The sequence below is a fragment of the Enterococcus sp. LJL51 genome, from assembly GCF_049894025.1.
Taxonomy (GTDB): domain Bacteria; phylum Bacillota; class Bacilli; order Lactobacillales; family Enterococcaceae; genus Enterococcus_L.
Genome location: NZ_JBNEQE010000005.1, coordinates 180,959 through 193,262, shown reverse-complemented (window position 1 = coordinate 193,262; position 12,304 = coordinate 180,959). Strand labels below are relative to the sequence as shown.

Sequence of the window (12,304 nt, the reverse complement as noted above, 5' to 3'; positions counted from 1 at the left end):
GAATTTAGTTTTCTAAATTAAGCTGCTGCCGATTAGAAATCTTAACAAATGGCAGATAAATTAATACTGAAACAATAATACAAATCAATTGAGTGATGACTGCACCCAAATCTCCAGCTGTAGCCAGATAACCATTGACCAACGGCGGCATCGGCCATGGAACCATCACGACAGCTTTTGCAGCAAAACCGAGAGCCGTTGCCACGTAACCAATGGTTCCTGTCACTAAAGGGGTTAAAATAAAGGGAATAGCTAAAATCGGATTCAGCATAATCGGCATCCCAAAAATAACAGGTTCATTGATATTAAAAATACCAGGAGCAGCAGACAGTTTAGCGATTTCCCTCATATCATCTCGTTTACCTACCATGAATATAGCAATCAGCAGTCCGATGGTCACTCCTGAACCGCCCATGCTCATGTACATATCCCAAAAAGGCATGGTGATGATGTTTGGAACTTCTTTCCCTGCTTCGAAAGCTTCCGTATTAACAGCAATAGCAGCTAATAGCAAGGGTTCTCTAACTGGTTTGACCATTTGATTTCCATGAATACCAATAACCCAGAAAACCTGAGCAATAAACATTAACAGCAAAATGCCCGGCAAACCTTGTACAACGTTTTCCAAAGGTTTTTGAACTAAGTTATAGATAATATCATACATATACATGCCGGTTAACGCTTTAACAGTAAAACCTAAGGTAGCGATGATAGCAATTGTTAGAACTGTAGGGAATAGAGCAGAAAAGCTGGCAGAGACATTTGTGGGTACAGTATCTGGCATTTTGATTTTGAGCTTATCCTGTTTTCCAAGCCAACAGTACAGTTCGATAGAAAGAATAGCAATAAACATTCCTAAAAAAAGTCCTTTTGTATCAGTAAATTGTTTAGCAAGAACATTTTCAGCGATTACTGATTTTTCTTCAAAAAGAAATTCGTAGGTGGTTGGGTTCACCGAAAGATAAGACATAACAGCTATGATACCGGGGAAAACACCTTTAACTTGATTTAGCTTAGCCAGCTCGATTCCTATCAAAAATACAGCATAAATTGTTAGAAAGCTAAGTGTAACATAAGAGATACTGTTAGCAATCGGTTTTAGCTGTCCTAAAAATTGAAGCGGTTTCAACTGAGCTAGTCCGTTTTCGGTATCGAAAACCATCGCTGAGAAGAGGGTACCGAATGCACCAGTAATAATCACTGGAATTAATGCAGCAAAAGCTTCTTTGATAACTTTGATATAACGAAGACTGTTGATTTTTGTAGCGACATTTCCTAAAACATCTGCAAAGCGGTCCATAAAGTTGCGGTTATCCATGTTTCTTTCCTCCTTTTGCTTGTAACGTTTCCCAAATTCCGTTTAAGTAGCTAGCTCCCAGCGCCCGATCAAATAATCCATATCCCGGACGTCCAGATTCCCCCCAAATCATGCGGCCGTGATCAGGTCTTAGATAGCCTTGATAGTGGTAGTCGTTCAACAGCGAGAGTACCTTTACCATATCAACAGAACCATATTTTGACATGTGGGCAGTTTCTTCAAAGCTATTATTTTCATGGAGCAGGATATTACGGGTGTGCATGAAGTACACGCGCCCCTTTTTCAAATATTTTTCCAGCATGGTATAGATATCGTTATCCACCCGTGCACCTAATGAACCGGTGCAAAATGTAATTCCATTAGCCGGACTGGGATTTAGCGCAAGAAGCTTGTCTAAGGCAGCATCTGTAGTGATAATCCGTGGTAATCCAAAAATAGCATAGGGCGGATCATCTGGATGAATCGCCATCTTTATCCCAACTTCTTCTGCAATAGGCAGAATCTGATCTAGAAAATATTTCAGATTTTCCCACAAATCTGCTTCTGAAATTGTCTGATAAGCATCGAATAAATCTTTCAGTTGATCCTTACTGTAGGATTCATCCCATCCTGGCAACGAAAAATCTCCTTTAAACGGATCTAAATTCTTTATTTTTTTAGTATCTAGGATGAGAGAAGTTGAACCATCTTTATTGACATAACTCAGGTCTGTTCGGGTCCAGTCAAAAACCGGCATGAAATTGTAGCAAATGGTTGTAATACCAGCTTTGGCTAAACGTCTGATGTTTTCTTGGTAATTTTGAATATATTTTGTTCGTGTAGGTCGTCCTAATTTAATATCTTCATGTACGGGAACGCTTTCGACTACCTGAAAAATCATCCCTTGTGCTTCAATCTTTTCTTTTAGTGAATAAATGGCTTGTTCTGGCCAAATCTCTCCAGCCGGCACACTATAGACAGCGCTGACAATTCCTTCCATATTGGGAATTTGGGCAATGTTTTCAAGCGAAATGGGGTCTTCATTTCCATACCATCTGAAACTAAATTTCATTTGAAATCCTCCTTTAAATCATCTGATGATTTAACTATAAAATACGTCTGATGATTTGTCAATAGAGAACGCTTTCTTTTTTATATAAAAAAAGAACCAGACCTCTCGGCAGATTCTTTCGATGGATTTAACAGCTATTCAAAGTGAGTTAAGCTCATACGGTTATAGGCCATGTGAATCATCATGGCATCGTAGGCGCCATTGCTATCATGCTTTTTGATAGCTTCAACGATTTCTCTATGCATGGTTAACGTTTCCTGCTTGACCTGCTGATTTGTATAATGGTCGTTGTATAGCAGGACAGATTCATTGATTATTGGGATTAAGTGATGCATGGCTACGTTGTTGCTGGCTTTAGCAATCAACGAATGAAACTCAATGTCTAGCTGCAGCTGCAGCTCAGTGTCCGTATTCATAACCGTTTCAATTTGTTTGCGTATGGAGTCGATTGCTGCAATCTCTTCTTCACTGGCATGTTCAGCTGCCAATGCTGCTACGCGCGGTTCCAAAAGATAGCGAATTTCGAATAAATCCTTTGTCAGCTTTAGACTGTCTTTAATCAACGAAAAGCCGAGAGGGTCAGTAGCTATGCCTCTTTTTTCGCTGATGAAGGTACCAGATCCTTGTTTAACCTCCAAAACGTTTCGGGAGGCGAGGGAGCGAACGGCTTCTCGGATGGTGCTACGCCCCACATCCAACTCTTTTGCTAAATCAAATTCATTTGGCAGACGATCTCCAACCTGAAGATTATGTGCATGGATATAGTCGATGATGCTGTCTGCAACTTGTTCAGGTAGTTTTTTGTTTTTCTCTTTCATAATAAACCCCTCACTCATCTGATGAATGTATTGTATCTCACTTTCATATTTGTTGCAAACTTAGCAATAATCAAGAAATCATCGCATGAATTGTAGAAAATTCGTCTCATTTGTGGAATCTACTTTGAGAGATGGGCAGGTCTTTATAAGTATTTGCTTGGTTCTCGCCATTTTTTGCTGCCTTCGTAATTCGGCTGTTTCTTATTGATCAAAATGACCGGTAAACATATTGATTCTCTGGAGCTGAGATTTGTTTCACTGATACGGCATTAACAATAGGCAATGTTCGCTGAAAGGGATGATAATACTCAGTAGAGAGGGTTCCCTTAATTTCGACCCAGTCATTGTTTGCTAATACCTGATTTTCGGGAAGGCGGGTCAGCAAACCAAAGACTCCAGCATCAGCTACACAATGAATAATTCCGAATCTGAAAACAAAGGTGTCTGATTCTGATTCTTGATTGGAGTGAAAGATAAATCCCTTGTAAGAGACAGATTTTCCCTGAAATTCACTGGGAAAGTTATAAATTAGTTCGACTATTTCTAAATAATTTTCATCTGTGATGGTCAGCACCTGATTATCTGCATATTCAGCCATCAGCTGATTCATCTGTTCGTCGTAATCAGCTTTATCAAAATAAATACTGGTATCTGGTTTCAGGTATTGAGTCTGCATATCAGGATCTCCAGTCGCCTCTTGGCTTAAAGGAAATTGAAAACCCTTTGCTTCGACAATTGTGGTATCCAGACTAACTGTCGGAAAAACAAAACCAACGACTAACGGCAATGCCAGTAGAATATAAGCAAAAATCTGTTGATAGGGCTTTAGTGAATGGTGATGCTCAGTTTCATGATCCTGTAGCTGTTTATAGGAACCAGATTTATCTTCTCTAGTCCAAGAGATTAGTTGAATGATTGCTAAAAATAAAGAGAGCACCATTGATAAAATAGCTAGGTAGCGGTAATGAGTGTTGATATATTGATTTAGCTTTCCAGAAAGCTGCAATGACATCATCAGTAAAGCGTAGCCGGCAAAAATAATAAACCGAGTCATGAAAAATCCTCCTTAGATAAAGTAAGCATAAAATGCTGTTAGAATAGTGATTAAAGCAATCAGCTTAACAATAAATGACAGTTTAAAGTAGCGTTTCATCATCAGTAGATTTTTGATATCTACCATCGGTCCAAAGACTAGAAAACCGACAACTGGACCTGAGCCAAAGAGACTAAGCAGAGAAGAACCGATAAAGGCATCAGCCTCTGAACACAGGGATAGGGTAAAAGCGATAAACAGCATAACTAAGATAGCTAACAGCTTTGTATGGCCCAATTGTAAAATTGCAGAAGTAGGTAAGTAGGTCTGCATGGAGGCTGCCAGTAGCGCGCCAATAACTAAGTAGCGTCCGGTATCAAAAAATTCGTCGATACCATGGGTGAGTACATGACTCATTTTATGAAACAGAGGCTCTTTTTTAGGGTTGATTTCTGAGGCATTTACTGAGCAGTCAGGTGCTTCCAATATTTCTTCAAAGGAAAGAATTGATTCCTTGTTGAAAAATGCCAGCCAACCGCCAACCACAAAAGCAATGAGAAAGCTACCGGCAACCCGCCAAAGAACAAACTGAACAGAATTTCCAAAGGCAATGTAGGTGGAAAACAGGACGATCGGATTGATAATTGGTGCTGTCAGCATGAAAGCAAAAGCAGTGTAGTCAGGAACGCTTTTCTTTAAAAATTGATGAACAATAGGTACAATCCCGCATTCGCAGGAAGGGAAGAAAAAACCCAGAATGCTTCCCAAAAAGATGCTTAATACTTTATTTTTGGGGAGTAGTCGAATTACTCGTTCGGGTGTCAGAAAAACATGAATGGCTCCGGAAATCAAACAACCTAGCAAAACAAAAGGAAAAGCTTCAATAACAATCGATAAAAAAATGGTGCTCATTTGTAGAACGGAATTAGGCAAAAAATGTTCCATAAAATAGTAAGCTCCTCAATATAAATAATTTCTATTAAAGTAATGATAGATCAAAAAAACAAAATAATAGCAATGCAGTTGAGCTGGTTAATACCATAAGGATAAAGTACGCTATATATACTTCACATATTTAACGCCTTTTTGGGTATTAAAACAAGCCCTTTAGTATAAATTTAAGTTAAAAATCAAATGGCAAAGCTGTGTTGATTGAGTGTTTTAAAGAAAAGGAATGAGAATCATGTGCCGACGGGAGTAAAAAGTACTGTCAACAATAAAAAACAGAAAAATTGTTTTTTTATGTTCATTTTTATTAAAATAGGTACTGCCAATCAGCCCTTTTTTTGCTATAGTTTAAGATAACGAATGTAATTAAATTGGGGATGGAGAAGAACATGAAAAAGATTTTATTGCTAGAGGATGATTTGAATTTAAACCAGGGAATCACCCTGTGTCTGGAAAAAGAGGGGTATGAGGTATTCCCGTGTAAAACAGTTCGCAGCGCAGAACAAATATTTGCTGCGGAAGAAATAGATATGATATTAAGTGATATTTCATTGCCAGATGGAAACGGTTTAGACTTTTGTCGTAAAATACGCCAGTATTCCAGTGTGATTATTATTATGCTGACCTCTTATAATCAAGAGTATGACATCGTTTTAGGCTATGAGCAAGGAGCAGACGATTATGTTACAAAACCATTCAGCCTGATGGTTCTATTGTCTAAGGTCAATACTTTAATGAAACGGTTTTCAAATGATGGGGCCAAGATTCTGTCTTCGGGAGATGTTAGGCTTCATATATCTGAGATGAAGGTCTTTTTAGAATCGGAGCTGACACAGTTGAGTAAGACGGAAATGCAGATGCTGATTTATTTTATGGAAAATCCTAAACAGATTTTGACTCAGGAACAGCTGCTTGAAAAAATTTGGGATAATAAAGGCGACTATGTAGACAGCAATACAATTTCTGTAAATATCAGTCGGCTACGGCAAAAAATAGGAAAAGAGAAAATCAAGACAGTGAGAGGAGTTGGCTATATATGGATCGGCGACGTCCAAAAATTCTAATAGCCAGTTTTATAGTTGGGACAATAGTAGTTATTCTGTTGCTGTTTTGGGGCTTTATGTCGTTGAAGCGGGCGACAGCTCTGGATATGTATCATGCGTTAGGTACCTTCTCTTCAGTTGAAAAGCTGAATGAGGCAACGGTGATTAATGGTTTTGAAGCCCCAGTTAATCAAGAAAAGGTTGCTGAAGGACAGCGGTTGGCTGCGAAATATGGTTATCAACTAGAGCGGACTCGCCAGCAGAAAAGTATTTGGCGTTTTATATTGTATACAATGTCAGTTTTAGTCCTTGCCGTGCTTTTCTGGTTGTTACTGCTGTGCAAAAGTCTGCAGGATAATCGGCGGATTAAAAAGGAAATGGCTGAACTGAACGAACAAATTCAAGAAGAGCTCAGGCGAAATAGTGTATTGCTGCAAAGAAAATATAAAGAAGACGGGCATGTTAAATCAGTGATTACAGATATTGCGCACCAGCTGAAAACACCAGTTGCATCTCTAAAAATGAGTATGGAAATTGCTGCCTCAGGAGATTTCACGCTAGAGGAGCGCAGCCGTTTTATTACACAAGGAGTTGCCCAAGTAGATAGGTTGGATTTAATGCTGGACTCGCTGGCTAATTTGTCTCATTTAGAAACAGGTCTAATTGATTTGGACATGAAGCCGTACTCCTTTCAACAATTGATTACAGAAGTAGTTAATAGTCTTATTATGAAGGCTGTTGCTAAGGATATAGAAATTGAAGTAGTGCTAACAGAGGATCAACAGATAATGGCGGATAGAAAATGGACAATTGAAGCGATTGGAAATATTTTAGAAAATGCAATTAAATATAGTCCGAAGGAAACCACAATTCAGGTAATTGGAACCTACCTGCCTAGTTATGTATTGGTTGAAGTGCGGGATGAAGGAGTAGGGATTCCAGAAGAAGAAATCAATCTTATTTATCAGCGCTTCTATCGAGGCAGTGCTACTGAGATTCTTGAAAAGGAAGGTTCTGGTGTGGGTCTGTATTTAGCACGTAAGATTATCGAAGAGCAGGGCGGTGTGATTCTTACTAAAAATAGACAACCAAAGGGCACAAAAGTACAATTAACAATCCCTTTGACTGAATAACAGCTTTCTTACAGTTCTGTTAAGAAAACTGAAATGAAACTGCAAGATTCCTTCTCTATACTGAAAGCAACAAGAACGAAAAGAGGGAATAATAATGGTATTGAAAATTAATGAATTAGTGAAAGAATATAATGATGGAAGTACAGTGATTAAAGCGGTAGATCAAACAAACCTACAGGTTTCAAAAGGGGAGTTTGTTGCAATTATTGGAAAATCCGGATCTGGGAAAAGTACTCTGCTCAATCTAATTGGAGCATTGGACCGCCCTGACTCTGGGGAAATCTATATTGATGGAAAAAGTGTGTTTGCCATGAAGGATGAAGAGCTGGCAGTTTTCCGCCGCCGTAAAATAGGATTTATCTTTCAAAGCTATAATTTGATTCCTTCTTTAAATGTCTGGGAAAATGTTGTATTACCGCTGGGGTTAGATGGACGAAAGGTAAATGAAGGATTTGTTAATGAGCTACTTGAAAAAATTGGATTGGATCAGAGAAAAAAAGCATTGCCAAGTACACTGTCCGGCGGTCAGCAGCAAAGGGTAGCGATTGCCCGAGCGATTGCTGCTGAGCCGGCAATCATTCTTGCAGACGAGCCAACCGGCAATCTTGATACGAAAACTGAACTAGAGGTATTGTCTTTACTAAAGCAATCAGTAGAGAAATATGGGCAAACTCTCATTATGATTACTCACGACGAATCGATTGCCCAGATGGCAGATAGAGTGGTCCGTATTGAAGATGGGCGGGTGATTTAAAATGATTAAGACAGTTGCCTGGGCAAATACAAAATATAACCGGGGAAAAAACTTACTATCCGGCACAGCTATTATATTAACTACTATTCTAATATTGCTAATTGTCACTATTGGTTTGGGTGCGGTAAATACACAAAATGCCGCTGTAAATAAACTGTATCCTACCTGGCATGCAATGTATCGTGGTGTCTCTGAAGAAACGGCCAGTCAGCTAGTTGAACATGCCGATATTGAAAAAGCAGGAGTACGTCAAGATGTCGGTTCGGCAAAGCTGGGGACTGGTGAATTATTTGTTACGTATTTAGATAAACAGGCCCTAGAACTGAATAAAATTAAGACTGTAGAAGGCTCTTTTCCGCAGAAAGACAAAGAGGTTGTTTTGTCAAAAAAAAGTTTAGCGTTACTGGGATACCCAAACGCGGTCGTTGGCGATCAGATAGACATTGCTTTTCAACCGTTTGATGCAGAGGGGCTGGGCTTTGAACGCACGGAGCATTTCATCTTGAGTGGACTATTGACTGATGAAAAAGAGACGAGCGGCGCAGCTGCGTATTCGATGATTGTTTCTGAGGAGATAATGAAAGCGTTGATTCCGGAAGCAGAACGTCAGTATCGCGTAGTGGTTCGTGTAACTCCTGAATATACTAAAACAGTTGATTTGGTTGAGGAAACAGGGAAGAAGATTGGTGAATCTTTTGGACTCGCGGAGACATCGATACTTATAAATACAGAATATTTATTTGCTAATTATACAGATCCTAGTTTTATTAGCGGAATGGCTGTTTTGATTTTAATAATTTCATTAGCAGGTGCGCTGACTATCTATAGTATTTATTATGTCTCATTGATTAACAAGGTACAGGAGTTCGGGAAGCTGAAAGCTCTAGGTGCAACGAAGAGACAGATCAACCGGATTGTTCTGTTGGAAAATATGATTGTTGCACTGTTGGCGATTCCAACTGGGTTAGTGTTGGGCGGGCTGCTGATTCTGTTCTTCTTTAAACAAATTATGTTCTCGTTTTTATCTGGCTCAGAGCTGTCAGCGGTATCAAAAGAGATGCTGGAGAATGGAGAAATTCAAATTTATATTCCTTGGGTATTTCTGTTAACTGCTGTAATTGGTTTGGCAACAGTGTTGATTTCTTCGCTAAAACCAATGCGTCTGGCTTCGAAGATTTCTCCAATGGAGGCAATGAATTACACAGGGCAAAAAGAAGGAAGCAAAGGAAAAAGAAGAGGGTACATCAGCTTATCTTTGGAAAAATTAGTGGGAGCCAATCTACTGAGAAACAAAAAAAGAACTTTGATTACAGTAATTTCTTTAGGGTTAATAGGCATTTTGTTCGTCACAATGGCAACTATTTTCAGCTGCATGAATCCAGATCAAATCGCACGAGATGAGATAAATGGTGATTTCCGGTTAATGATTAGCAACCATGCGGGAAATAAAATGAATCCAGAGCTTGAGTGGTCAGCGATTCAACAAAATAACCCCCTGAATGAAAAAATGAAAAAGAGAATTGAAGACATTCCCGGTGTAGAAAAAGTAAACGAGCATCAACTGCTGAACATGGAAATTCCTGCACTTATGGATGATCTCACAAATAAACCGTTAACTTCTTCTATTTATGGATTTAATGAGGATGAGTTTGATGAAATTAAAAAGAATATTACAGAGGGATCAGCTGGAAGCTTTAATGAGCTGAGTGTAGGAAATACTTTGATTGCTGACAGCTGGTTTTCAAAAAACTATCCGGAGGTTGCTGTTGGAGAAGAGCTGGAAGTGATTATAGAGGATGGTGATTCCAGCTATACAAAGAAAATGACCCTGATTGCCAAAGCAGATTTGACCAATGGACAAAGCGGACAAGGAACATTTATCACTTCAAATCAGGCATTGTCGAAGCTGACCACTACTAATTTAACGAATACGTACGATATTTATGCTGAGAAAAATCAACTTTCTGCTGTTCAAGCATCCCTTGAGGCGATTTCTAAAGAGCATGAAGCTTTTGAATTAGACGACTTTGAAGCAGTTCAGGAGAAGTGGCGTAGTGCAACAGCGATGACGACTGGAGCTGGTTATGGTATCCTTTTTGTTCTGGGAATTGTTGGAATCATGAACTTAATCAATACAACTATCGATAGTATTTTATCCCGAAAAAAAGAGCTGGGTGTTATGCAGGCAATCGGCATGTCTGGGCGTCAAATGAGAAAAATGCTGCAGCTAGAAGGCATTTTTTATGCACTGGGTATTTCTGGTCTGTCTGTAGGACTTGGAAGTCTTTTAGGATATCTGGCTTACAAGCATGCTGCAGAAAATGGCTTAATGCAAATCAAATTTTATCAGTATCCATTGCTGCAGGTTCTGCTGCTGGTAACTTTGGTATTTTCAGTTCAACTGATATTGACGTTTGCTACAACAAATTTAGTCAACAAGGAAACGATTATTAATCGTATACGTGGAGCAGAATAAGTCTGCGAAACTGTTTAAAAGTAATTGCTATGAGAAAACCAGTGTACAAAAAGGTAAAAAAGACTACAAATGATTGGGAAAAAGAAAGCATACCGAAACCCTTTGTTTAATTAGAGAGGTGTGATAGTGGTTGTAAAAGACAGCTATCGAAAGCAGAGTAAAATAAAAAGAGCGAAGCGTAAACAGAGCTTCGTTTTTTTATTTTACAAAAAAACGATTGCATTAATTAATAGATTTTTATTTTTGAAATATGCTCTTCAAAAAAGTAATAGTACAGAATAATACTCTTTATATAGCTGAAAAAAAGACTAAATTCATCTTGTTATCGGTAACATCATAAAAACGCTTGCAAAACAACGCAATCGATTGCACAATGATGGTGTAAATAAAAACTCTGGAGGGACCAAAATGAATAAAAGAAACTGGAAAAAAATTGGTTTAGGTTTATTGGCATCAGGATTGGTATTAGGTATGGCTGCATGCGGCAATGCATCTGATTCATCTGGCGGTTCAGGCGACAGTAAAGCAGCAGATAAAACGCAAATTGATATTTTCCAATTTAAAGTAGAGTTTAAGGATCAGTTTGAAGAACTGGCAAAAAAATATGAGGAAGAAAATCCTGATGTGAAAATCAATGTTGAAACAGTCGGCGGCGGTTCAGATTATGGAGCTGCATTGAAATCCAAATTCTCATCTGGCAATGAGCCCGACATTTATAATATAGGCGGTCCGGAAGATGTGAATATGTGGATTGATAACCTAACGGATTTAAGTGATACTGAATCGGCGAAACAAGCATTGGAAGGTACTTTAACTGGTGCAACAAAGGATGGCAAAGTTCTGGGACTTCCGTATAATATTGAAGGCTACGGTGTTCTATACAATAAAGAAATATTCAAAAAAGCTGGAATTGATGCAGAAAATATCACAACGTTAACAGACTTAGAAGACGCAGCAAAAACACTGGAAGCAAAGAAAGAGGAACTAGGGATTGATGCTCCTTTTGCTTTAGCAGCAAAAGAACAGTGGATTACTGGACTACATTCGTCCAATGCATTCCTGAACGCTGAATTTGACAACGATGTGATGAAAGCATTTGAAGCAAAAGAAGTTGAATTTTCGTATGGTGATCAGTTTAAGAAATATATTGATATCTCTAATAAATACTCTGTTCAGCCGACAAACAGCTTAGACTACTCTCAACAAATTGAACAGCTGTTTTCAAATGGTAAAGTTGCAATGACTCAACAAGGAAATTGGGTATATCCAACAATTGAAGGAATTGATGAAGAATTAGCTAATGAAAATATTGGTTTACTGCCAATTCCAATTGACGGTGTAACGGAAGGAACAATCCCAGTCGGCGTACCAATGTACTGGGGAGTAAATCCAAACGGTTCTGATGAAGAAGTGCAGGCAGCTAAAGATTTCCTTGATTATCTGTACACATCAGATGAAGGTAAGAAAATTGTTCTGGAAGATTTTAAATTTGTACCTGCCTACGAAGGCTATGATACAGAAAAGATTTCTGATCCACTATCTAAAGACGTCTACACATACTATACAGAAGGTAAAACTACTGGCTGGATCTTCATGGGTTATCCTGCAGGCTGGGGCGAACAAACCTTAGGTGCACAAATCCAAAAATATGTTGCCGGTGAAGCAAGCTGGGAAGAAGTATTGAAAACAGCACAGGATAAATGGGCTTCAGAGCGTAAATAAGCGAATGA

Annotated in this window: 10 protein-coding genes; 5 read left to right on the top strand and 5 right to left on the bottom strand. The window is 38.7% G+C overall.

Annotated elements, in window-relative coordinates; all coding sequences use genetic code 11:
• Positions 1 to 4: 4 nt before the first annotated feature.
• The 5 genes from ACPWSO_RS07395 to ACPWSO_RS07375 form a co-directional block, all read right to left on the bottom strand.
• Entirely contained in the window at positions 5 to 1,318 is a 1,314-nt protein-coding gene (locus ACPWSO_RS07395; RefSeq protein WP_426082258.1) for a PTS sugar transporter subunit IIC, read from the bottom strand.
• Positions 1,311 to 2,369: a mannonate dehydratase gene (gene uxuA, locus ACPWSO_RS07390; protein WP_426082256.1), complete on the bottom strand. Its 1,059-nt coding sequence runs from the start codon at positions 2,367 to 2,369 to the stop codon at positions 1,311 to 1,313. The genes ACPWSO_RS07395 and uxuA overlap by 8 nt, the downstream gene beginning before the upstream one ends.
• 134 nt (positions 2,370 to 2,503) lie before the next feature.
• Positions 2,504 to 3,187: a FadR/GntR family transcriptional regulator gene (locus ACPWSO_RS07385; protein ID WP_426082255.1), complete on the bottom strand. Its 684-nt coding sequence runs from the start codon at positions 3,185 to 3,187 to the stop codon at positions 2,504 to 2,506.
• Between the two features lie 208 nt (positions 3,188 to 3,395).
• On the bottom strand, positions 3,396 to 4,241 hold the full coding sequence (locus ACPWSO_RS07380; protein ID WP_426082254.1) for a TIGR03943 family putative permease subunit: 846 nt from the start codon (positions 4,239 to 4,241) through the stop codon (positions 3,396 to 3,398).
• A gap of 12 nt (positions 4,242 to 4,253) precedes the next feature.
• Positions 4,254 to 5,165 carry a permease gene (locus ACPWSO_RS07375; protein WP_426082253.1) on the bottom strand — a complete coding sequence of 304 codons (912 nt, stop codon included), beginning with the start codon at positions 5,163 to 5,165 and terminating at the stop codon, positions 4,254 to 4,256.
• Positions 5,166 to 5,557: 392 nt separating this feature from the next.
• Between ACPWSO_RS07375 and ACPWSO_RS07370 the strand changes: the two genes are divergently transcribed.
• The 5 genes from ACPWSO_RS07370 to ACPWSO_RS07350 all read left to right on the top strand — a co-directional run bounded on the left by ACPWSO_RS07370 (position 5,558) and on the right by ACPWSO_RS07350 (position 12,296).
• Complete coding sequence (locus tag ACPWSO_RS07370; protein WP_426082252.1) at positions 5,558 to 6,232, top strand: response regulator transcription factor; 675 nt, start codon at positions 5,558 to 5,560, stop codon at positions 6,230 to 6,232.
• On the top strand, positions 6,205 to 7,344 hold the full coding sequence (locus ACPWSO_RS07365) for a sensor histidine kinase (RefSeq protein WP_426082251.1): 1,140 nt from the start codon (positions 6,205 to 6,207) through the stop codon (positions 7,342 to 7,344). Before ACPWSO_RS07370 ends, ACPWSO_RS07365 begins: the two co-directional genes overlap by 28 nt.
• A 94-nt stretch (positions 7,345 to 7,438) precedes the next feature.
• Positions 7,439 to 8,098 (top strand): ABC transporter ATP-binding protein, encoded by a 660-nt coding sequence (locus tag ACPWSO_RS07360; RefSeq protein ID WP_426082250.1) that lies wholly within the window; start codon positions 7,439 to 7,441, stop codon positions 8,096 to 8,098.
• 1 nt (position 8,099) lies between these two features.
• Complete coding sequence (locus ACPWSO_RS07355) at positions 8,100 to 10,574, top strand: ABC transporter permease (protein WP_426082249.1); 2,475 nt, start codon at positions 8,100 to 8,102, stop codon at positions 10,572 to 10,574.
• A gap of 408 nt (positions 10,575 to 10,982) precedes the next feature.
• Positions 10,983 to 12,296, top strand: a complete 1,314-nt coding sequence (locus ACPWSO_RS07350; RefSeq protein WP_426082248.1) for an ABC transporter substrate-binding protein — start codon at positions 10,983 to 10,985, stop codon at positions 12,294 to 12,296.
• The last annotated feature ends 8 nt before the right edge of the window (positions 12,297 to 12,304 follow it).

What these genes read in the sequence shown, in the direction of transcription:
- ACPWSO_RS07350 (WP_426082248.1), top strand. Translation starts at nt 10,983, where the DNA reads ATGAATAAAAGAAACTGGAAAAAAATTGGTTTAGGTTTATTGGCATCA.
- ACPWSO_RS07380 (WP_426082254.1), bottom strand. Translation starts at nt 4,241, where the DNA reads ATGACTCGGTTTATTATTTTTGCCGGCTACGCTTTACTGATGATGTCA.
- ACPWSO_RS07370 (WP_426082252.1), top strand. Translation starts at nt 5,558, where the DNA reads ATGAAAAAGATTTTATTGCTAGAGGATGATTTGAATTTAAACCAGGGA.
- ACPWSO_RS07355 (WP_426082249.1), top strand. Translation starts at nt 8,100, where the DNA reads ATGATTAAGACAGTTGCCTGGGCAAATACAAAATATAACCGGGGAAAA.
- ACPWSO_RS07360 (WP_426082250.1), top strand. Translation starts at nt 7,439, where the DNA reads ATGGTATTGAAAATTAATGAATTAGTGAAAGAATATAATGATGGAAGT.
- ACPWSO_RS07375 (WP_426082253.1), bottom strand. Translation starts at nt 5,165, where the DNA reads ATGGAACATTTTTTGCCTAATTCCGTTCTACAAATGAGCACCATTTTT.
- ACPWSO_RS07365 (WP_426082251.1), top strand. Translation starts at nt 6,205, where the DNA reads ATGGATCGGCGACGTCCAAAAATTCTAATAGCCAGTTTTATAGTTGGG.
- ACPWSO_RS07395 (WP_426082258.1), bottom strand. Translation starts at nt 1,318, where the DNA reads ATGGATAACCGCAACTTTATGGACCGCTTTGCAGATGTTTTAGGAAAT.
- uxuA (WP_426082256.1), bottom strand. Translation starts at nt 2,369, where the DNA reads ATGAAATTTAGTTTCAGATGGTATGGAAATGAAGACCCCATTTCGCTT.
- ACPWSO_RS07385 (WP_426082255.1), bottom strand. Translation starts at nt 3,187, where the DNA reads ATGAAAGAGAAAAACAAAAAACTACCTGAACAAGTTGCAGACAGCATC.